Here is a 21,430-nt window from a genome sequence, read left to right on the forward strand (position 1 = left end):
ATGCCGGCAGCTTCGATGGAAATGATCCTTTTGGTGGTGGCTGCAGTGGCGGTCATTGCCTACTTCTTCGGCTGTTTCAATGGGGCGGTCATTGTCTCCAAGTATATCCTGCGCAACGACGTGCGCAAGCATGGCAGCGGCAATGCGGGCCTGACCAACTTCTACCGTACCTTTGGCGGTCCCCTGACTCTGGTGGTCATCCTGACCGACGTGCTGAAGGCGGTAATCGCCATCCTGCTGGGTCAGTGGCTTTTCAGTATGGTTACTCCGCCCCAGGACTGGCAGGCCATCTGGCCGGTGCTGGGTAAATACTGGGCCGGTACCTTCTGCCTGCTGGGCCATATGTTCCCCTGTATGTTTGGTTTCAAGGGCGGCAAGGGTATTCTGTCCGGCGGTACCATCGCCATTATGATGGACTGGCGTATCGCGCTGGTGGTGTGGGGCGGGTTTATTATCCTGGCCGCCATTACCAAGTGGGTCTCCCTGGGTTCCATCTGGGCGGGGGCCTCTTTCCCCTTTGCCAGTTGGTTTGTCTATCAAAATCTGGTGATTCTGGTGATCGCCATTTTGATCGGTGGACTTGTGGTGTGGAAGCACCGGGGTAATCTGGTGCGTATTCTGAAGGGCACCGAGTCCAAATTCAGCCTGCATCATAAATTGAACGGGGGTACTTCGAAGTGAAGATCGCGGTACTGGGAAGCGGCGGCTGGGGCACGGCCCTGGCGCTGGTGTTGCTGGAAAATGGTCATGATGTGACCTTGTGGTCCTATACGGAGGAGGAGTCCGCCGTACTGCGTCAGACGGGAGAGAACCCCATGCTGAAGGGTGTAGCTCTGCCCAAGGAGCTGAAGCTGACCTCTGATCTGGTCTGTGTGAAGGGCTGCGGCGCGGTGGTGCTGGCCACCCCGTCCTTTGCCGTACGTACTACGGCTAAGGCCGCGGCGTCTCTGCTGGAGCCCGGTGCGGTGTTGGTATCGGTGTCCAAGGGCATTGAGAAGGATACCTCTCTCACCCTCACCGACGCCATTGAGCAGGAGGTGGGCGATGCCCATCCCATCGTAGCCCTCTCCGGTCCCTCCCATGCGGAGGAGGTGGGACGGCATATCCCCACCGTGGTGGTGTCCGCCTCCAAGGATCGCTCCGCCGCGGAGCAGGTCCAGGACCTCTTTATGAATGAGCGCTTCCGTGTGTATGCCTCCGACGACGTGGTAGGCGTGGAGCTGGGCGCAGCGCTGAAGAATGTCATCGCTCTGTGTGCCGGTATCAGCGACGGTATGGGCTACGGTGACAACACCAAGGCGGCCCTGATGACCCGGGGCCTTACCGAGATCGCCCGGCTGGGCGTGGCCATGGGCGGCCGCCGGGAGACCTTTGCCGGCCTGTCCGGTGTGGGTGACCTGATTGTTACCTGTACCTCCATGCACTCCCGTAACCGCCGCTGCGGTATTCTGATTGGTAAGGGCACTCCCACGCAGCAGGCGGTCAAGGAGATCGGTGCTGTGGTGGAGGGCTACTATGCCGCCGCCAATGCCCGTACCCTGGCCCGGAAGGTGGGTGTGGAGATGCCCATCACTGAGGCGGCCTATCAGGTGCTCTACGAAGGTAAGGACCCCCGCCAGGTGATCGTGGATCTGATGACCCGGGAGCGGAAGCACGAGCTGGAGGATAGCTGGGTTTAAGGCCTCCTAAAAAAATTTCAAAAAATCGAAAAAAGTACTTGCATTCCTCTAAGAGGTGTGGTAATATAATCAAGCCGTCTGAAACACGGCGGCGATCTCCGGGTGTGGCGAAGTTTGGTATCGCGCTTGAATGGGGTTCAAGAGGCCGCTGGTTCGAATCCAGTCACTCGGACCATCTAATGGTAATCCGAATTACATTATCCAAGTGGGTAATGTAATTCGGATTTATCATTTTTGTTGAAAATATGTTTTGGAGAAGCGATAGGGAATATTCCCTATCGCTTTCTATTTTATCACATATGTGTTATTCTTAATGAAACGGATATGTTTATAACTTAGAGGGGGAACTAACATGAGAAAGCACATGAAAAAGATCCTGATTGCTTTGCTGGCCTTAATTGTCCTTTGTGCTGGTGTGTGGCGTTTGCGGCCGCATTCTTTAGCGGATATCATTTCTGTTGATGAAAGTGCAATTATTAGTCTTGCCTGTACTGCAAATATCAGTGGAGTTAGCAAGGATGGAACGCCATTTATTGATAACTATGAATTGCAAGCGCTAACAGGCGGCAGCAAGGATTTTATCGCAATCATCGATATATTAAATCAATCTGGATACCAGCAGAACTTTCAAAATTTATTCCCCTGGGCAATCACATCTGTCAGTTCAAATGGCAGTTCTATGAATGCAAACATTTTCCTTGTATGGGGGAGCACAGAAAAGGAAACGTGTTTTTTGACGGTTTACGACGATGGAAAAGTAGTTGTTAGTTTGGGAGAGAATAATGGATTTTTAGTTTATCATGCAACGGATCGTTCTATGTTGGATCAGCTTGTGAACTATGTGCAAGAACATGGGACAAAAACTGATAAATGATATGATTAAGGCGGGAACATCGCTTCAGATGTTCCCGCCTCTTGTTGTTCCTGTTTTATCTTATTCCGTTCCTGGGATACGAAAGAGATCGATCACAGGAAAAGGCTGCTGCAGCCCTGAACCGCCAGGAACAGGACCCCGGCAGAGAGCAGGGGTGCGATCTTGCTTGCCGGACTGGAGGCCAGACGCTGACAGATGGCGGTAAACAGGAAGGTCAGCACCATAAACGCAGCCCAGCTCACCAGGGCAAACCGGAGCAGCTCCTGACCGGACATGAGACCTGCCGCCAGAGGCAGCAGAACGAAGGTCAGCGCGCTGAGCAGCGCTGTCACAGGCCAGCAGCGCCCCTCCACCGGCTTCCCGGAATAATGCTCGAGAATCAGGGCCACCAGGGAGATCCCGCTGACCAGCATCAGGTCCAGCGGCGGCAGGATGGCGGCGGGAGCAAAGGCGTGCTCTGCCAGATAGCCCAGAAATACCAGGCCCGCAACCACAGCCAGGAAGGTATTCAGACGATAGGTATTTTTCATCACATCAACCTCCCCATTCGGTGGCGCTGGAGCCAATATCCGCGCCGGTTACAAAGGCACTGGCTGAGGTAACAGCCTTGGCCACCGCCTTGGAGGTAACGGTGGCGCCGGTGAGGGCGTCCACATTTTCGCCTACGGTAAAGGTGGTGCCATTCCAGAGGAACTGAGACAGGAAGGATACATCGGAGAGGGCCTCCATGCCAAGCCCGTAGGTCTCCTGCATATCCCGCACCACCAGACTGGCAATGGTGCCGTCCAGATTGACGCCTACCAGCATGGTGATATCGCCGGCATATCCGGCGGTGACCGTTTCGATCACATAGCCGTTATCTGCCTTGTAGACCGCGGAGATAGCATCGTCCTCGCCGGTGTACTCCTCCTGGACAAAGGATTCTGCGCCGGGCAGAAGGCTGGAGAGGATGGACTGCAGCTCCTGTTCCTTGTTTTCCTGAGCAATGGGGGAGAGCACGGTGGTGCCCAGGAACAAAACCAGGGCGGCGATGAGAAGGGCAGCCACAGGCTGGATCAACTGTTTTACGTTCACTGTACGCCGCCTCCTTTCACAGTACCAAAGCGCTTGGGGGGTGTGAGCCGGTCCAGGCTCCAGGCACAGGCGTTCATCAGCAGGATGGCATAGGTGACCCCTTCCGGGAAAAGTCCGTAGTAGCGGAAGCAGACGGTCAGTACGCCGCATCCCACGCCGTAGATCAACTGGCCCATGGGGGTAACAGGGGAGGTGGCATAGTCGGTGGCCATAAAGAAGGCGCCCAGCAGCACGCCGCCGCCCATCAGGCTGTAGAGCATCCACAGGACGGGGTCCTGGCCTTTGGAGAAGATCAGGGTAAGCAGTGCCACAGAGCCCAGGTAGGCCACCGGAATGCGCCAGGAGATCACCTTGCGCAGCAGCAGGTATCCGCCGCCCAGCAGCAGGGCCAGGGCGGACACCTCGCCGATACAGCCGCCCATATTCCCCAGAAATACATCCAGCAGGGACTCCGTAGGCAGCGCAGGCATCTGCATATGGTGCAGAGGGGTGGCGGAGGATACGATGTCCACTGAGACCGACAGCGGGTCCAGGGAGGTACCAGGCGCCGCATAGCGGACCATCCAGCTGGGCCAGAACAGGACCAGGAAAGCCCGGGCAGCCAGGGCAGGGTTAAAGATGTTCTGTCCCAGACCGCCGATCAGCCCCTTGACCACCACAATGGCAAAGACACCGCCCACAGCCGCCAGCCAGTAGGGGGCGGAGGCGGGGAGGGTCATAGCCAGCAGAACGCCGGTCACCGCTGCGGACAGGTCCGGCAGGGTGTTGCTCTGCCGGGTGACCATGCGGTAGAGCCACTCAGAGAGCAGGCAGGCCAGCACGGTGACCGCAGTCAGGACCAGGGTTCTGATACCAAAGAACCACACACCGGCCACAAGGGCGGGAATCAGCGCGATCAGCACCGATCCCATCAGACGGCTGGTGCGGGACCCGCTGTGAATGTGCGGAGAGGATGTTACAAGCAGTTTCATGCTTTCTTTGCCTCCTTCAGCTGCTGTTTGCCCGCACGGAACCGCTCCACCAGCGGGAGCTGTGCCGGGCAGGTGTAGCTGCAGCTTCCGCACTCGATACAGTCCGACAAATGCAGCTTCTCAAGTTCCTTCCAGTTCCCGGCCTGTTCAAAACGGTACAGGTACAGAGGCTGCAGGTGCATGGGACAGACGGACACGCACTTGGCGCAGCGGATACAGGTCTGGGTTTTGGACTGGGGAACTGTGGCTTTCAGGCACAGAATGGCGTTGGTGCCCTTCAGCACCGGCACGGCCAGGTCCTTTTGGGCAAGGCCCATCATGGGGCCGCCGGACAGCACTTTTTGGGTGTCCTCCGCCATGCCGCCGGCAGCGTCAATGGCCTGCCCGAAGGAGGTACCGATGCGGAAAATCATATTCTTGGGCGCCGCAGCTCCGTCGCCGGTGACCGTCACGATGCGGCGGGTGACCGGTTTTCCCTCGTATACCGCCTGATAGACGGCGGCAGCGGTGGCTGCGTTGAACACGGCGCAGCCCACGGTGGCGGGCAGCTTGCCCGGAGGGACCTGTCGGTTGGTCACGGCCTGGATCAGCTGCTTCTCCGCGCCCTGGGGGTAGCGGGTGGGCAGTACCCGCAATTCGATGGATGAGTCCTTGGGCAGGGCGTCCCTCAGGATGCGGATGGCCTCCTGCTTGTTGTCCTCAATGGCGATCACCGTATGCTTGGGTGCGAGGGTATGGATCAGGGTCTCCGTTCCCCGGATCACCTGCTCCGGATAAGTACAGATGAGGGTATCGTCCGCCGTAATATACGGCTCGCACTCACAGGCGTTGATGATGACATAGTCCACCTGGCCCAGTGCGGAGAAGGCCTTCACGTCTGTGGGGAATGCGGCGCCGCCCATACCCACGATACCTGCATCCCGGATGATGCGGAGGATCCCGTCTCCAGAGAGATCCTGGTGGGTCAGATGGGGCTTTAAGGTGTCGTCCGGTGTGTCTGTATAGTCATTCTCGATCACCACGGACAGTGCTTCGCTGCCGCCGGGGTGCGGACGGGGCTCCACCGCCACCACTTTACCGGAGACAGAGGCATGGATGGGGGCGCAGATTCCTTCGCCATCGCCGATCTTTTGTCCCATTTTGACCTGATCGCCCACCTTGACCACGGGGGTGCAGGCTGCGCCGATATGCTGGACCATGGGCAGGACGACCTGCGCCGGCAGGGGTGCGGGAATGGGGGCCGCGCCCCGGGAGAGAGCTTTATGTCCCTCTGGGTGGATACCACCCCAAAACAATTTTCTCATTCTTTCCACCTCGATGATATGAGCGCTTTGGCTATATGCGGATATACGCCTGAAATCCGGGGCTGTACAGGATGGTTCCGTCCTGACGCACCCACATGGCTTCTGCCTGGAAGGCGTCCAGCAGGGCCTGTCCCTCCTCCTGGGGCAGGGTAAAAAGGGCGGTAGAGAGGGCGTCTGCTACACCGGAATCCCGGCACAGAATGGTGACCGAGCGCCAGTAGCCGGCAGGATAGTTGGTGTCAGGATCTATGATATGGTGGTATGGAACGCCGTCCACGGTAAAATACCGCTGGTAATCTCCGCTGGTGACCACAGAGACATCTTCCACATAGATGGTATGGAGATATTGCTCCGGATCTTCCGGGTCCTGAATGCCTACCACCCACGGCTGGCCGCTTTCCGGCTTTGGGCCGGTGGGACAGACGTTTCCGCCTACACTGATGAGCAGCCCAGAGGGGGTGTTCCGGCAGACCTGCTCCACCGCATAGCCTTTGGCAATGGCGCCAACATCCAGTTTGACCTCCGGATCAGACAGGAAAACGGTGCTTTCTTCCACGTCAATCTGGATGCTGTCGATATCCGTGTGGGCTGCGGCCTGTTCCAGGGCAGTCTGGTCCGGCAGCGCTGCCCGGCTGGGGTCGGCTATGCCGGTTTCCCGGGCGTCATGCCACAGGCGGAGTACGCTGCCCATGGCGATGTTGACCCTGCCTTCTGTCTGGGTATACAGCTCCTTGCTGAACAACAGCAGATCAATGATCCGCTGATCCACCTTGATGGGGTGTTCCCAGCCGTGATCGTTGATGGTCTTGATGTTGTTGATTCCCTCGTACTCGTTGTAAATGTCGTAGAGCTGATGATATTCCAGCAGTTCATCATGGAAGGCCTGGGCCGTGTCGGTAAAGGCCTCCTCGGTTTCGGCATATCCCACGATGGTGGTGACGGTGTCAAACAGAGTCAGAAATGTGGCCTCATAGCGGTTCAGCCCAGTGTCATTAGACTTTGCGGGGGCTGCTGTGCACCCGCAGAGCAGAACCAGCAGGAGGATCAAAGTGGCCGTTCGCTTCATATAACCTCTACTTTCCAAATAACAGGCGTATCAAGCTGCTGCCTGAAGAAAACTCAGGCGGCGGCTTTTGCAATCAGGGCCTGGAACTCCCCGATGGCAATGGTGACCGAGGCGGCCAGGTCTGCGTCGGCGGCAGCGCCCTTTTCGGTCACGGCGATCCCCGCTACCTGGTCCAGGGTCTTGCCGGTCACATACGCGCAGAAGGCAGCCACCTGCTCATTCCATTCCTTGCCGATGGGGCTGATCTGGCCCATGCCGTAGTTGTCGCCCAGCTCGTTTTTGGTGGGCGGTACCGCGGTCAGGTCGGTGGTGATCACGCCGGCAGCGTCAAAGTCCACGTTGGCCTGCACAGCGTCGATGTAGCAGCTGGTGATCACGTCGCCGTTCAGGGTAATGGCGGCCACAGTGGCGGAGGTCTGGACCTGGCCGGGCTCCTCAGCGGTGGCGCTCTTGCTGTTGGCAATGTTGGTGGAGGTGGTCAGAACCAGACGATCCCCCTGCATGGCGCCAAGATGAGTGGCGTTGGAAACCGCCTGCTCGATGGCATCCAGATAGCCGGCGATGGAGACGGTGACGGAGGCAGCCAGATCCGCATCGGCGGCCTTGCCCTCCTCGGTCACGGCGATGCCCTTGATCTCCTCCACCGTCTTGCCCTCTACGTAATCGGCCAGAGCCTGAACCTGTTCGTTCCACTCCTTGCCGATGGAGCTGACCTGGCCCATACCGTAATTGCTGCCCAGCTCGTTCTTGGAGGGAACCTGGGCAGTCAGGTCGGCAGTCAGGGTTCCGGTTGCGTCAAAGGTGGCTTTTGCCTGGATGGAGTCGATCACGCAGGAGTCGATGACCCCTTCGTCGGTCACAGTGACCGCCACCAGGTCAATGTTGGCCTGGCTGTATCCATCCTCGCCGTCCGCGGCATTTTTGCTGCTGGACAAGCTGGTGCCCAGATAGAGGCCTGTTTTGACCGCGGCATCCGATGTACCTTGAGTGTGTTCCGGAACCGGTTCGGTGACGGCGGGCGCAGATTCCTCAGGCTGAGGGACAGCTACCACTGCCGTGCTGCCGCAGGCGGACAGTGCGCCCATAGTCAGCGTACCGGACAGGATCAGTGCAAGCAGTTTCTTCATTTGTGATACCTCCTGAATTATGATTCGGTGTGATGTATCTGCTTCATTTCAAAGTGAATGGGAAATGATAACAGCGCACGCAAAAGGATGACCGCCCCCAATACCATCAGCTCATTGAGCTCATGCACCAGGACGGTTTTCAAGATCTCGGCGGCCATTTTGAATTCCAGACTGATGGCCAGCCCGTTGGCCAGAGCAAATTTGACGTCTGACCCGGAGTGGGTAACAAGCCCTTTCAGGTAACGGATAAATGCGCCGGTGGCCGAGACCACCACCACAAAGATGCCCATGATCTCCAGAATTGCGATGATGGTGGGCAGGGCAGTTTCAATCAAATTCTCCAGCATAGGAAACCTCCATGTTTGATGCAAAGGGCAGCTGTGCCGCGATCATGGCCCGGAAACAGGCGGCGGAGACTGCGCCGGTCAAAAAACCTGTGACAATGGAAATCAGCAGCAGCGCCGGAAGATATCCAGCCACATAGACAGAGCGCAGCAAAAGCACTGCCATCAGAACCTGACCGGTCTGGTGGGCGGCTGCGCCGCAGATGCTTACCCCGTAGATGGAGAGGAAGGGGAAGCGGCGGGTCAAAGCCATGGTGGCCATGGCCAGTACCCCGCCGGTGATGGAAAAGAAAAAGGCGGTAAGGCCGCCGCCAAACATGGCACCAAGGGCGCACCGTATGACAAGGATCTGAACGGCGCTTTTGCCGCCCAAAAAGTACAGGGCAAACAGGGTGACAATATTGGCCAGCCCCAGCTTTACCCCCGGCAGCGGGATCAGCAGCTGTAGGGGAAGAAAGCGCTCCATATAGGATAACCCCAATGCAAGTGCAATCAGCATAGCGCTTAGCGCAAGAGATCTTGTTTTTCCCATGTCAGCCTCCTATCTGGTTACACCGTCCACCTGGGGTTCCCCTTCGGTACCCACCAGACGAAGCTCCAGGCGGTTGGGCAGGCAAACGATGCTCTGTCTGGCATCTTCGTGCCAACCGCTTTTGACGCAGTCCTGGCCCGGACAGTTGGAATCAATGATGGCAGCCCGGCCATTTTGGATTTTGACCGTGTTCTGATAGCTGCCGCTGATCTGGATCTCCTGATCCTGCATCAGGTCATACTCGCCCTTCCAAATGCCGTCCTGCCAGATCTGGACAGAAGCGGCCTTTCCGCCTGAGCCCATACTCCAGCCGGCAATCAGAGCGGCCGCGGCCATAAGGACCAGGCACACCGCCAGAAGATCGCCCCGGCACAGAGTCAATCGAACTGTTTTGTATGTTTCTCTCATTTCACTGACCTCTGCGCTTGCGCATGACATTCAGCGCCACAAACTGACCCAGCAATTCCACAGTGCCGACTGTTCCCAACAGACTGCTGTTTACAGTCAGATCATACCGGTCCAGATTGGCCCATTTCTCGCCGGTATAGAGTCCGTACAGCCGGGCCCTCTCCCGGTCCTGGTAGAGGGCCTCGCGCTGGGCCTGTTCTCTGGAGAGATGATTTTCTTCCATGATCCGCTGGAGGCGATGCTCCATGTCACAGTGGATGAAGGTACGCATGAGGCCTTCCCGCCCGGCCAGCACATGATCGGCACAGAAGCCCACCATGACGCAAGGCCCGGCATCGGCCAGCCGGAGAATCTCTTCCTGCCAGTCCTCGATTCGAGTGTGGGGCAGGGTGTCCACATTGTAATAGGGAATATCCAGATGTTTGGCCAGCCTCTGGCCGATCTCCCGGCCGCCGCTGCCATATTTCCGTGCAATCGTTATAATCATCTGACTGCTCCACTTCGTGACAAGAATGAATTTGTCAAAATTATAACAATCTTTGCTTAATGGGAAATTACTGTACCCTTAATATTTGTTAAGAAAAGAGGATGGATGCCTCCCGACAGGAAAACATCCATCCTCTTTCTTATGATATGCTGTTGTCGCAGTGTTCATCCTCCTGGGCGGGGATGGGCAGTCGAACGGTGAATGTGGTTCCCTGTCCCAATTCGCTGTGGACACGGACCGTGCCGTGGTGTTCCTTTACCACCTGCTGTACGATGGCCAGACCCAGCCCGGTTCCTTTGCCTCGCTCCTTGGTGGTAAAGAAGGGCTCAAAGATGGTTTCCAGCAGTGCAGGGTCGATTCCAGGCCCTGTGTCGGCCACATGGAGGCAGATCCAGTCATCCTCAGGTTCGGTTGTGATGGTAAGGGTCCCGCCCTCTGTCTCCATGGCCTGGTAGGCGTTCAAAACCAGGTTGAGCAGCATCTGGGACAGCTGGATCTCGTTGCCGTGTACCCAGAGGTGCCGGCACTGAAGCTTGTGGCTGACCTCTACCTTGGGCGGTTTCGCCGGTGCGGCGATCTCCAGAACGCGGACCACCAGATCGTCCGGCGAGATATACTGGAAGGTGAGGGGAGTATTTTTGCGGGAGAGGTCCGAGAGGCGGGAGATAATGGTTTTTGCCTTTCTGGAGGCCTCGTAAATTTCCAGCACATTGTCATAGGTCTCTTCGGCGTCCGGAGGCAGTTTTTCCAGAACTAGAATGGAGTAACCCATAATGGGGGTCAGAAGGTTGTTGAATTCATGGGCAATGCTGGAGGTCAAGGTGCCGATGATCTCCAGCCGCTGATGGTGGGCCAGAGCCTGAGACTTCTTAGTGACCGCCTCCAGGGCAAGATTTTGTTCCCGAAGCATGAGTACTTCCTGCTGGGCTCGTGCGTTGCGCCGGGCCACCAGCAGGATGGAGCCAGCCAACAGCAAAATTCCAATCACGATCATGCTGCTGTAGGCGGTAAGCCGTATAGCGGACATATGGATGGGCCGTTTAATGGTTTCATAATTGAGGGAGGCACCCACTGTAAACACACCATTGTTTCCGTCGGCTGGGATGGCTGCCATGCGCGCCGTATAGGCTTTTCCATCTTCGCTGGTCTGAGCTTGGTAGAAAAGAGACACATTCTCGCCCTGGCTTTGGCAGTTCAGCAGCGCATTCAATTCGTCCTGATTGATTATGCCGCCTGTATCATCCTGGACCAGGGTCGCCACAGCGCCTTCATCTGTTTGATACAGCAGGGTTCGCCCACCTGCGTCCAGAAGCAGAATGCGGTCTTGGGTGCCGGAAATCAGATTTCCCGCCACAGCCTCATAAAATTCCGTAAGCTCGATCAGTACGGCGTATTGCAGCTCTCCTTCCATGCCTTTCTGGAACGAAAGATAGATGGTGCCGGAGGCATCCACGCAGGGCCTGATGTCAACGTCTCCCTCCAGGCCGGCATTGGGCGGAAACACATAGTCTGTTTTTCCGCGGGAGGAGTATAAAATACTTCCATTGTCGATACAAAGAATGTCGTATGTCAGAGGATGTTCTGATAGGATGGTCCCCTCCACCTGAAGGGCAAGTGCTTCCGTATTTCCAGTGTTTCGGTAAGCAGTCTCAGCCTCGTCCAGGTCGTTCCTCTGCAATGTGTGCTTCAGCTCCCGGGAAAATTGCTGAATATAGCTGGTGATACTGCGGTCCACCGAGCGGGACAGCCCCAAAAGCTGCCGGTCTTCGTTTTCGATTATAATGTTTTCATATTGGTGGAAAACCCGAAATACCATAAAAATTCCGGCAAATATGAGGGCGAAGGCCAACAGGATAATAACCAGAAATTTGCGCTCCAATTTGATGGGCGGCTTCAAGTAAATTCCCCCCTTGTCAAACATATACTCGTCTTTTATACTGGATATCATACTGGAAGAAGCAAGCCGTGTAAAGGGGGATGCACCTTGGCTGATCTTGTACTCATTGTTGATGACGACAAAGCCGTTCTTACCATGCTGTATAAAGTGATCAGCAGCAATGGCATTCAGGCAGATACCGCCGATTCCGGGGAGCAGTGCCTTGAAATGCTGACAAAGAAAACATACGATCTGCTTTTGCTGGATATCAATCTGTCCGGCATGGATGGGTTTCAGGTGATTCAGCATATTCGGCGAAACGGCAGCAAGATCCCCATTATGATCGTCAGCGGACGCAAAGAGGATTATGATACCCTCTATGGTCTGGATATCGGTGCAGACGACTATATCACCAAACCCCTCAACCCTGTTACCCTTGCGGCAAAGGTAAAAGCCCTGATCCGCCGCAGCCGGGGGAATTTGCCCGGAGCGGATCAGATCATCACAGCCGGTCCCTTTCAGTACAATACCAGCACCCTGCGGTTCTATAAAAATGGGGAAGAGGTGGTTCTCTCCTCCAAGGAAAACGCCATTATCAAGCTGTTTATGGACAATGTGAATCATATTTTTTCCAAGGATATGATCTACGACCTGGTATGGGAATCGGCTATCATTGACGAAAATGCCATTATGGTTTATATCAACCGAATCCGGGCAAAAATCGAAGAAAACCCATCCAAGCCCCAATATATCCAGACGGTCCGTGGATTGGGCTACCGCTTTGTAATTCCGTGAGGAGCGGAAGAATACGGGGCGGCCTTCCGTGGCGCATGGATGAGACTTCCAGCAAAGTATTTTAGAGGAGGCATTTTGTCTGAATCTGGATTTCTTTGTGAAAGAAAAGGCGGAGCGGCGGGAGTGCAGGCTTGCAATTCCGTGGGAAATAGCATATAATAAGGGGTAGCCCAACGGCTGGCAGTACCAGTCAGCCAGTTTTTAGGGGAAACAGATTATGTCATAAGGGAGTGATATGCGCCGTGAGCGGTGACCCTCTGAGTCGAGAATGCAACACAACTGGCACGGCGTATTGGATCGGCGTTTGACCGGTATAACCGGGAGCGCCCGCACGCCTGTGCCCTTTTTCGGTCCGCTGGTATAAGCGGAACGAATCAGCGAGACAATAGGTGTGCGGGGATTTTTATGCCTTTTTGGTCCCTGCGCCCAGAAAGGCGTGAGTGAATTGCTTTCCATCCATAAGACCATCAATGGGAAAATGACCAAGCTGGATGCCGTACAGGACGGCTGCTGGGTCAACCTGACTTATCCCAGCGAGGATGAACTGAACACAGTGGCGGTGACCCTGGGCGTGGAGCCCACCTTCCTGCGGGCCGCGCTGGATGAAGAAGAGACCTCCCGTATCGACACGGAAGAGGGACAGACCCTCATCATCATTGACGCTCCTTCAGTGGAGAAGGATGATGCGGTGGTATATTCCACCCTGCCTCTGGGCATTATCGTCACGGAAAAGCACATCATTACTGTCTGCCTGAAAGAGACTTCCATTCTGAAGGATTTCCAGGACGGGCTGGTGCGCAACGCAGACACCCAGAAGCGGACCCAGTTTATTCTCTATATGCTGCTCCAGGTGGCCAAGCGCTTCCTGCAATATCTGAAGCAGATCGACAAGATCTACAACTATATGGAGCGGCAGCTCTACAAATCCCAGCGGAACAAGGAGCTTATCCAGCTGCTGGACCTGGAGAAGTCGCTGGTTTACTTTAATACCTCACTGAAAGCCAATGAGGTCACGTTGGAGAAGATCCTCCGGGGACGCATCATTACCCTTTATGAGGAGGACCACGATCTGCTGGAGGACGTGCTCATCGAGGTGCGCCAGGCTATCGAGATGGCCAACATCTATTCCTCCATCATTTCCGGCATGATGGACGCCTTTGCCTCCGTAATCTCCAACAACCTGAACGTGATCATGAAGGTGCTGACCTCCATCACCATCCTGCTCACCATCCCCAATATTTTCTTCAGCTTCTACGGCATGAACGTAGCCAATCTGCCCCTGGATCATTTCTGGTGGTTCCCCCTGGTGCTGTCCCTGGGCGTGATTCTGGTGACCGGCATCATCCTGAAGAAGAAAGATCTGTTCTAAATTTCGACCCGCTGTCCGGCGCTGCCGCAGCGGGTCTTTCTTTTATAAGCTGACAAATATTTCAAAGAAAAAATAAAGTGCGATTCATACTGTGGTAACATTTTCATGGCATAATAGTTAGCAATGAACTAATTGGCAAAGGGGTTGTCCCCTGGGTATGTGAAGAGAATGGAGGTTTTTCATGGCAAGCAATCCGAATTACTGTAATATTACGCCTGAAATCGAGAGCCTGGCGACTATGGCAAAAGAAAACAGCCGCATCGATCCAGGCGATTTTGTAAAGTATGATGTGAAGCGGGGCCTGCGTGATCTGAACGGTAAGGGTGTGCTTGCCGGACTGACCGAGATCTCCGATATTGTGGCCAAGAAGATCGTGGACGGACAGGAGGTTCCCTGTGAGGGCAAGCTGTATTACCGCGGCGTGGACGTGGAGCAGCTGGTGGCAGGCGCTCTGAAGGAGGGGCGCTTTGGCTTTGAGGAGACCGCCTATCTGCTTTTGCTGGGCAAACTGCCCACCAAGGAGGAACTGGACGGCTTTACCAAGCAGCTGTCTTACTATCGTTCCCTCCCCAACAATTTTGTGCGGGACGTAATTTTGAAGGCGCCCAGCCATGACATCATGAACTCTCTGGCCCGCAGTGTCCTCAACCTGGCCTCCTACGATGACCGGGCCGACGATATCTCTCTGCCCAATGTCATGCGCCAGTGCGTCCAGCTTATTGCCCTGTTCCCCATGCTCAGCGTCTACGGCTATCAGGCCTATAACTATAAGAGCGGCAGCAGCCTGTACATCCACGCGCCCCGGCCGGAACTGTCGGCGGCGGAGAACATCCTCTCCCTGCTGCGGGCGGATTCCTCCTATTCCTTCTGGGAGGCCCATGTGCTGGACATCTGTCTGACCCTCCATGCCGAGCACGGCGGCGGTAACAACTCCACCTTTACCACCCATGTGGTTACCTCCTCCGGCACCGATACCTACTCCTGTATGGCGGCGGCCCTGGCCTCTCTGAAGGGTCCCAAGCATGGCGGTGCCAATATCAAGGTGGTGCAGATGTTTGAGGACATGAAGGAGCACGTAAGGGACTGGAAGGATGAGGACGAGGTGCGGCAGTATCTCCAGGATCTGCTGGACAAGAAGGCCTTTGACAAAGCGGGCCTGATCTACGGTATGGGCCATGCCGTTTACTCTCTGTCCGACCCCCGCGCCAACATCTTCAAAACATTTGTGGAAAAGCTGTCCCGGGAGAAAGGCCGCAACGAGGAGTACGAACTCTACTCCATGGTGGCCCGTCTGGGCCCCGAGGTCATTGCCGGGGAGCGGAAGATGTACAAAGGTGTGTCCGCCAATGTGGACTTCTACTCCGGATTTGTGTACCATATGCTGGATCTGCCTCTGGAGCTGTATACGCCTATCTTTGCTATGGCCCGTGTGGCAGGCTGGTCCGCCCACCGCATCGAGGAGCTTATCAATATGGGTAAAATTATCCGTCCTGCCTATAAGTATGTGGGCAGCCATGCGGATTATGTGCCTATGGATCAGCGCTGAACAACAACAAAAGAGCCGCCCTTTAGGGCGGCTCTTTTTTTCTCAATTGGCTCTGCGGACCTCCAGGTAGTAGTGTTCGGTCGACGGATCCAGAGAGACAGTTTTGATCCCCTTTTTCAGGTCGAAGCCGAAATTCTGACGGGCGATCTGAATCAAACCCCGGTCCTCCAAAGTGGCGGTCTGTTGGGTACAGGTCAGGTTGGAACCCAGCTGAGTCAGAAGATCATAGCCGTAGATTCCGCGGTTCTCCGTGTGGGCGCACACGAAGTCGTAGCTGCCTTCCTTGGTAAAGGAGGCCTCCACCGTGACACGCTCCCCGGCGGGGATGGTGAGGGTAGCCTCCCCGTAAAAAATGCGTTCCTGGATGTTGCACCATTCAAATACCATCTCCAGCATCGTCATGTTGGACGGGATGGAGGTTCCAAAGCTCTTGCAGAGGGTGTCAAAGAATGCTGCTCGGGGAAGTGCAAGAACACCCATTGGTTTTCCGTACTTTTGATCCAGGGTGTCTGGAGCCTGGCAGAGAGAATCCAGTACGTCACCCAGAGTGGACTGGTACTGGGTGACGTGGGCCGAGACGCCTGCCAGCTCCTCCCCGGGGGTACAGCCGCCGTCCTGGTAACCCTGAATGGTGTATTCCTCCAACGGATCTCCCACTACGATGAGTAGTCGGGGATCCTCGGCATGGGGCGAGTTGGAATTGGGCAGAGAGAAATGGCGTTGGGCCCAGCCTGCCTCCTCGTCAATCCCGCTGCCGTCGAAGCCATAGGTCAATACGGCGGGGGCGTCCTCCGACCAGGGGTAGGTCACCGCCAGGGTGGGGGCGATGGCATCGCTTTCCGGAAGGACAAAGTCGGTAAAAGAATAGACAGTCACCGGAGTGTCCAGGGTGGGAGCCTCCTGGTGGGCGGCTGTCAGATCTCCACCCTTGATGATGGCCGCGTATTCCTCCCAGGACTCCACGCTCTGGTTCCCGCCCACGCCGGGGTAAATGGCGGTCTCCAGCTCCGTGCCGTTTGCCGTCAAGGTAACGGGATAGAGTTCATAGAAACTCCCGGCAAAGGGATAGACCAGGGTAACGGTCAGGTCGGTGTCTGTGGGATTGGTGAGTACATAGGAGTCTTTGATCTGGATTTTAGTGCTGTTTCCGTCTTGCCATGGGGTAAAGTCCAGGGTGATGTGCCGCTCAGCGGTCAGATTGACGTCCTCCAGTGTGGTCAGAGGAAAGACCGGCCCGGCGTAGGACATGAAGGTGGAGGCCTCGTCGTGACCGGCGCCGGCGCCGCCGCTGCTGCCTCCGATCCGGGGCAGCAGCCAGAATCCGCCCAGTACCACCACGGCCAGACCAGCGCATACCCCCATCCAGGGTTTGAATCGCCGGGACTGCCTGCGGGCGGCGGGAAGGGCGGCAATCCGCTCCCGCAGCTGCTGAGAGGCGTGGAGGTTCTCAACTTGGGCCAGATAATCTGTCTTATTCATCCTCAAAGCCTCCGATCATCCGTTCCCGCAGGGCCTGCCGCCCCCGGGAGAGCCAGGACAGTACCGTGTTCCGCTTGGCCCCTAAGATCACCCCGATCTCAGCAGCGGTGTACCCCTCAAAATAGTGCAGGTAGATGGTGTTGCGGTAGGGCTCCGGCAGGGTCCGCACCTCGTCCAGTACCGAGCCGTCCGCACCCGGAGGAGCGGGGAAATGTTCGGACAGAGGCACCTCGCTGCTGCGCTTGGCCCGGCGGAGATTTTTGCACTTGTTGATGGTCACCCGCAACAACCAGGCCTTCAGATGTTCACTGTCCTGAAAGCCCTTGCCGCTGCGCAGCAGGGCCTCAAAGACCTCCTGGGTTACATCCTCCGCGTCCTGTAAGGTGGGGGCGTTGTGGCAGGCCGCCCGGTATACGGTGTCCAGATGGTGTTCCATTGCGTAGGAGAAGGGGGCATCCCCCTGGAGCTGCATGGCCATAGCGCTCTCTCCTTTCTGCCCTGTACACACCTGAGCGGGGCAAATGATTGCATCGAAAATAAAAAAGTTCGCCGCAGCAGTGCGGCGGCGAACTTCGCTTTAAGGCTGTGCGGCTACCGCTTCGGCCACTCGGATGCCGTCCACGGCGGCGGAGGTGATGCCGCCGGCGTAGCCAGCACCCTCACCGCAGGGATAGAGGCCCCGGACGGTGGACTGGCAGTCCTCCCCCCGGAGAATGCGTACGGGGGAGGAGGAGCGGGTCTCCACACCGGTGAGCAGGCTGTCCGGTGCGGTGAAACCGTGGAGCTTTCGGTCAAAGACGGGTAGAGCCCCCCGTAGCGTGTCAGTAACATAGTCAGGCAGGCAGCGGTCCAGGTCGGTAGGGGTGACGCCGGGACGGTAAGTGGGTTCCACAGTGCCCAGAGTTTTGGAGGCTTGCCGGGCCAGGAAATCCTTTACGGTCTGGGCAGGGGCATGATAATTTCTGCCGCCCAGTTGGAAGGCAGCCTCCTCCCAGTGTCGCTGGAAAGCAACTCCGGCCAGAGGGTGGTCGGAGCCGAAGTCGGCGGGACCCACCCCCACCAAAAAGCCGCCGTTGATATTTTTGCCGTCTCTGGCCCGATGGCTCATGCCGTTGGTTACCAGCCGCCCCTCCTCCGAGGCGGCGGCTACCACCTGGCCGCCGGGACAGACGCAGAAGGTAAAGGCGGAGCGGCCGTTAGGCAGGTGGCAGGCCAGCTTGTAGTCGGCGGCGGGCAGTTTCTCCCATGCGGGGCCAAACTGAGCCAGAGAGACGGCACTCTGGGGATGCTCGATGCGCACGCCGATGGCAAAGGGCTTCTGTTCCATGGGCACACCCGCCTCCAGCAGCATCTGGAAGGTGTCTCGGGCGGAGTGGCCGGGGGAGAGGATCAGTGCGTCACAAGGCAGATCATAGCTTCCCTGAGGGCCTTCTACGGTCAGTCCGACTACTGCCCCATCCCGGAGGATGAGACCGGTGAGCTGATGGCTGAAGCGCACGTCGCAGCCCAGGCGAATCAGTTCCTGTCGAATATTTTTGACCACGTCCCGCAGCACATCGGTACCGATGTGGGGCTTGTGCTGGTAAAGGATGTCCGCAGGAGCTCCCGCCTCCACCAGGGTGCGGAACACGGTGGAGATCCGGGGATCGTGGGTGCCGGTGGTCAGCTTACCGTCCGAAAAGGTACCTGCCCCTCCCTCACCAAACTGGACGTTGGAGGATGGGTTCAGTACGCCGGTGGTCCAGAAGCGTTCCACATCGGCAGTTCGCTCCTCCACCGGGCGGCCCCGCTCTAGGACAATGGGAGCCAGACCGTTGCGGGCCAGAAAGAGGGCGGCAAACAGCCCGGCGGGGCCCATGCCTACCACCACCGGCGGCAAGGAAGAGGTCCGCCGCACGGTTGGGAAAACGTAGGGGGCGCTCTGGTAGAGGGAGACATTTTTGTCCCTGCACCGGGCCATAACCTTGCTTTCATCGGCCACGGTTACATCCACAGTGTAGACGTAGTGGACGTCGCTCTTTTTCCGGGCGTCGATGGACTGTCGGGCCAAAGACAGCCCGGTGATGACCTCCGGTTTCACGCCCAGAATGCGGGCGGCCTTTTTTTTCAGCTGCCCTTGGCTGCCGTCAAGGGGCAGGGAAATATTTTGGATGCGGAGCATAGAGTAATCCTCGTATTTCTCAGAATGCTGGTATTATATCATAAATAAAGAAAAATGGCATCCATCCGTTGTAAAGGATGGATGCCATTTTTGTTTTAAGGTTAGTAGGAAACGCCCTGCCAGATCATGGCGTCGGCCAGCCCCAACCTGCGGAGCAGGTTGGGGACCCCCGTGATTGAATCTGCTCGGGCGGAATGAATCCGCCCGGCATCAAGGTTTTGCCTGTGGGCAAAACGCTTGTACGGCGCTTGCGCGCCGCCCCATCTGCAATGGGGCCCGGTGGCCGACACGAAAGGAGGGATACGGCATGATGCCGCATCCCTCCTCAATAGGCTGGTTTATTATTTTGGCGTCAGCTTAGTAAGAAACGCCCTGCCAGATCATGGCGTCGGCCACCTTCATGAAGCCGGCGATGTTGGCGCCCGCCACCAGGTTGCCGGGCATACCATACTCCTCGGCAGCCTTGGCGGCGTTGTGGTAGATGTTGGTCATGATGTCGTGGAGCTTCTGGTCCACTTCCTCGAAGGTCCAGCTCAGGCGCATGGAGTTCTGGCTCATCTCCAGACCGGAGGTGGCTACGCCGCCGGCATTGGAAGCCTTAGCGGGAGCAAACAGCACACCGTGCTGCTGGAACCAGGCAACCGCCTCGGGGGTGGAGGGCATATTGGCACCCTCGGCCACGGCGAAGCAGCCGTGCTCCACCAGAGCCTTGGCGCCCTCCAGGGGCAGCTCGTTCTGGGTGGCGCAGGGGAGGGCAATGCCGCAGGGAACGGTCCAGATGCCCTGGCAGCCCTCGTAATACTTGGCGGTGGGGACATAATCCAGATAGGTCTTAATGCGGTCCCGCTTGACCTCCTTGATCTCCTTGATGACCTTGTAGTCGATGCCGTTCTCGTCCACGATGTAGCCGTTGGAGTCGCTCATGGCGATGACCTTGCCGCCCAGCTGGGTAGCCTTCTGGTTGGCGTAGATGGCCACGTTGCCGGAGCCGGAGATCACCACGCTCTGGCCCTGGAAGGACTTGCCGGCGGCCTTGAGCATCTCGTTGGTGAAGTAGCACAGGCCGTAGCCGGTGGCCTCGGTGCGGGCCAGAGAGCCGCCGTAGGTCAGACCCTTGCCGGTGAGCACGCCGTTGAACTCGTTGCGGATCCGCTTATACTGGCCAAACAGGTAGCCGATCTCACGGGCGCCTACGCCGATGTCGCCGGCGGGCACGTCGGTGTCAGGGCCAATGTGGCGCTGCAGCTCAGTCATGAAGGACTGGCAGAAACGCATGACCTCGTTGCTGCTCTTGCCCTTGGGGTCAAAGTCGGAACCGCCCTTACCGCCGCCCATGGGCAGGCCGGTGAGGGAGTTCTTGAATACCTGCTCAAAGCCCAGGAACTTGATGATGGACAGGTTGACGGAGGGATGGAACCGCAGGCCGCCCTTGGAGGGGCCGATGGCGGTGGAGAACTGCACCCGGTAGCCGCGGTTCACCTGGACCTGGCCATGGTCGTCCACCCAGGACACGCGGAACAGCAGGCTGCGCTCAGGCTCCACCATACGGTCCATAATGCCCATCTTGGCCAGCTCGGGCTTCTGATTGTACACGGGCTGGAGGGATTCCATAACCTCGCCTACAGCCTGGAGGAACTCGGGCTCATGGGCGTTCTTCTTGCAGACGCCTTCGTACACGTTCTGAAGGTAAGAATTGGTGATCGTAAATGCCATAATGCCAAACCCCTTTGCTTGGCGGCCCTAGGGGGACCGACCGAAATTTGATTGTGTTCAGCTGTTCAGAGGAACACTTTGCTGTGTTGAAGTTATTATAATTCATAGCGCCATGAAATGCAAGAGAAAAAAGAAGAATTGCATATTTGACGAAAAACACCCGATCCGACCGGTAGGAAGTGCACCAGTTTGACTGCCAGGTTGCAAAGAGGAACGGGCGGTCGCATTGGCGACCGCCCGTGGCATATGTAATACCTTAGTTCTTCTTTTTGCCGACCACGCACAGGATGATGCCGACCACCAGCAGGATCACGCCGATGACGATGAACATGGTGCCGGGGTTAGCGGTACCGCTGCTCATGATGCTGGTGAACTGGGCCTCCAGGCTGTTGTTCTGCATAAAACCGTAACCGGCGCAGCCGATACCGGCGATGATCAGAATGATACCCAAGATAAACATATGGACACTCCTTTCTCTTTGTACTCTCTTTTTTAGTTCCCATTGAGGCGGGAAAAGATCATCTGGGCGCAGGGTCCAGATGGCAATTATTATACTCAAGTTCGACGGAAAGTCAATCGAAAGCCGTAATAAATTTTGCGTGTTAACATAGGATAATAAATATAA

General features: G+C 56.9%; 22 protein-coding genes and 1 tRNA gene. 7 read left to right on the plus strand and 16 right to left on the minus strand.

The annotated features are described in order from the left end of the window. From B5G40_RS09175 to B5G40_RS09190, 4 genes are all read left to right on the plus strand, one after another. Positions 1-681, plus strand: coding sequence for a glycerol-3-phosphate acyltransferase (locus tag B5G40_RS09175; RefSeq protein WP_242955467.1), 681 nt, complete (start codon positions 1-3; stop codon positions 679-681). Beyond that, positions 678-1,679, plus strand: coding sequence for an NAD(P)H-dependent glycerol-3-phosphate dehydrogenase (locus B5G40_RS09180; protein WP_087329640.1), 1,002 nt, complete (start codon positions 678-680; stop codon positions 1,677-1,679). The genes B5G40_RS09175 and B5G40_RS09180 overlap by 4 nt, the downstream gene beginning before the upstream one ends. A 98-nt stretch (positions 1,680-1,777) precedes the next feature. After that, positions 1,778-1,854 (plus strand) — tRNA-Pro (locus tag B5G40_RS09185). Between the two features lie 177 nt (positions 1,855-2,031). After that, a complete protein-coding gene (locus B5G40_RS09190) occupies positions 2,032-2,553 on the plus strand; it encodes a hypothetical protein (RefSeq protein WP_087329638.1) in 522 nt (173 codons plus the stop codon). A 92-nt stretch (positions 2,554-2,645) separates the two neighbouring features. Here B5G40_RS09190 and B5G40_RS09195 read toward each other — a convergent pair whose 3' ends face one another. From B5G40_RS09195 to B5G40_RS09245, 11 genes are all read right to left on the minus strand, one after another. Further along, positions 2,646-3,083, minus strand: a complete 438-nt coding sequence (locus B5G40_RS09195; RefSeq protein WP_087329636.1) for a hypothetical protein — start codon at positions 3,081-3,083, stop codon at positions 2,646-2,648. A 4-nt stretch (positions 3,084-3,087) separates the two neighbouring features. Beyond that, entirely contained in the window at positions 3,088-3,627 is a 540-nt protein-coding gene (locus B5G40_RS09200; protein ID WP_087329634.1) for an FMN-binding protein, read from the minus strand. After that, positions 3,624-4,598: an RnfABCDGE type electron transport complex subunit D gene (locus tag B5G40_RS09205; RefSeq protein WP_087399420.1), complete on the minus strand. Its 975-nt coding sequence runs from the start codon at positions 4,596-4,598 to the stop codon at positions 3,624-3,626. The genes B5G40_RS09200 and B5G40_RS09205 overlap by 4 nt, the downstream gene beginning before the upstream one ends. Further along, a complete protein-coding gene (gene rsxC / locus B5G40_RS09210; protein ID WP_087399421.1) occupies positions 4,595-5,902 on the minus strand; it encodes an electron transport complex subunit RsxC in 1,308 nt (435 codons plus the stop codon). The genes B5G40_RS09205 and rsxC overlap by 4 nt, the downstream gene beginning before the upstream one ends. A 31-nt stretch (positions 5,903-5,933) precedes the next feature. After that, complete coding sequence (locus B5G40_RS09215; protein WP_087399422.1) at positions 5,934-6,968, minus strand: FAD:protein FMN transferase; 1,035 nt, start codon at positions 6,966-6,968, stop codon at positions 5,934-5,936. Between the two features lie 53 nt (positions 6,969-7,021). Then, positions 7,022-8,095 (minus strand): hypothetical protein, encoded by a 1,074-nt coding sequence (locus tag B5G40_RS09220; protein ID WP_087399423.1) that lies wholly within the window; start codon positions 8,093-8,095, stop codon positions 7,022-7,024. A gap of 17 nt (positions 8,096-8,112) precedes the next feature. Continuing rightward, entirely contained in the window at positions 8,113-8,442 is a 330-nt protein-coding gene (locus tag B5G40_RS09225; protein WP_087399424.1) for a DUF1622 domain-containing protein, read from the minus strand. Continuing rightward, entirely contained in the window at positions 8,423-8,938 is a 516-nt protein-coding gene (locus tag B5G40_RS09230; RefSeq protein ID WP_087399425.1) for a Gx transporter family protein, read from the minus strand. The genes B5G40_RS09225 and B5G40_RS09230 overlap by 20 nt, the downstream gene beginning before the upstream one ends. A gap of 42 nt (positions 8,939-8,980) precedes the next feature. Next, positions 8,981-9,379: a NusG domain II-containing protein gene (locus B5G40_RS09235; protein WP_158099510.1), complete on the minus strand. Its 399-nt coding sequence runs from the start codon at positions 9,377-9,379 to the stop codon at positions 8,981-8,983. A gap of 1 nt (position 9,380) precedes the next feature. Beyond that, the gene (locus B5G40_RS09240; protein WP_087399426.1) at positions 9,381-9,866 is read right to left on the minus strand and encodes an AAA family ATPase; all 486 of its coding nucleotides are present in this window, start codon (positions 9,864-9,866) and stop codon (positions 9,381-9,383) included. 139 nt (positions 9,867-10,005) lie between these two features. Beyond that, positions 10,006-11,763 (minus strand): sensor histidine kinase, encoded by a 1,758-nt coding sequence (locus tag B5G40_RS09245; protein ID WP_158099511.1) that lies wholly within the window; start codon positions 11,761-11,763, stop codon positions 10,006-10,008. Between the two features lie 87 nt (positions 11,764-11,850). On the opposite strand from B5G40_RS09245, the gene B5G40_RS09250 reads away from it, so the two are divergent. From B5G40_RS09250 to B5G40_RS09260, 3 genes are all read left to right on the plus strand, one after another. Next, the gene (locus B5G40_RS09250) at positions 11,851-12,537 is read left to right on the plus strand and encodes a response regulator transcription factor (protein ID WP_087399428.1); all 687 of its coding nucleotides are present in this window, start codon (positions 11,851-11,853) and stop codon (positions 12,535-12,537) included. A 445-nt stretch (positions 12,538-12,982) separates the two neighbouring features. After that, entirely contained in the window at positions 12,983-13,906 is a 924-nt protein-coding gene (locus tag B5G40_RS09255; RefSeq protein WP_242959364.1) for a magnesium transporter CorA family protein, read from the plus strand. 181 nt (positions 13,907-14,087) lie between these two features. Further along, positions 14,088-15,452, plus strand: a complete 1,365-nt coding sequence (locus B5G40_RS09260; RefSeq protein WP_087189393.1) for a citrate/2-methylcitrate synthase — start codon at positions 14,088-14,090, stop codon at positions 15,450-15,452. 42 nt (positions 15,453-15,494) lie between these two features. On the opposite strand, the gene B5G40_RS09265 is transcribed toward B5G40_RS09260, so the two are convergent. The 5 genes from B5G40_RS09265 to B5G40_RS09290 form a co-directional block, all read right to left on the minus strand. After that, positions 15,495-16,931 (minus strand): hypothetical protein, encoded by a 1,437-nt coding sequence (locus B5G40_RS09265; RefSeq protein ID WP_087399429.1) that lies wholly within the window; start codon positions 16,929-16,931, stop codon positions 15,495-15,497. Further along, a complete protein-coding gene (locus tag B5G40_RS09270; RefSeq protein WP_087399430.1) occupies positions 16,924-17,409 on the minus strand; it encodes an RNA polymerase sigma factor in 486 nt (161 codons plus the stop codon). The genes B5G40_RS09265 and B5G40_RS09270 overlap by 8 nt, the downstream gene beginning before the upstream one ends. A 99-nt stretch (positions 17,410-17,508) precedes the next feature. After that, the gene (locus B5G40_RS09275) at positions 17,509-19,092 is read right to left on the minus strand and encodes an NAD(P)/FAD-dependent oxidoreductase (RefSeq protein WP_087399431.1); all 1,584 of its coding nucleotides are present in this window, start codon (positions 19,090-19,092) and stop codon (positions 17,509-17,511) included. A 357-nt stretch (positions 19,093-19,449) separates the two neighbouring features. Then, complete coding sequence (gdhA, locus tag B5G40_RS09285) at positions 19,450-20,805, minus strand: NADP-specific glutamate dehydrogenase (RefSeq protein WP_087189329.1); 1,356 nt, start codon at positions 20,803-20,805, stop codon at positions 19,450-19,452. A 256-nt stretch (positions 20,806-21,061) separates the two neighbouring features. Beyond that, positions 21,062-21,265: a DUF3185 family protein gene (locus tag B5G40_RS09290; protein WP_087189328.1), complete on the minus strand. Its 204-nt coding sequence runs from the start codon at positions 21,263-21,265 to the stop codon at positions 21,062-21,064. Positions 21,266-21,430: the final 165 nt, after the last annotated feature.

Origin of the sequence: Flavonifractor sp. An9 (assembly GCF_002161245.1) — a bacterium.
Lineage (GTDB): Bacteria > Bacillota > Clostridia > Oscillospirales > Oscillospiraceae > Flavonifractor > Flavonifractor avicola.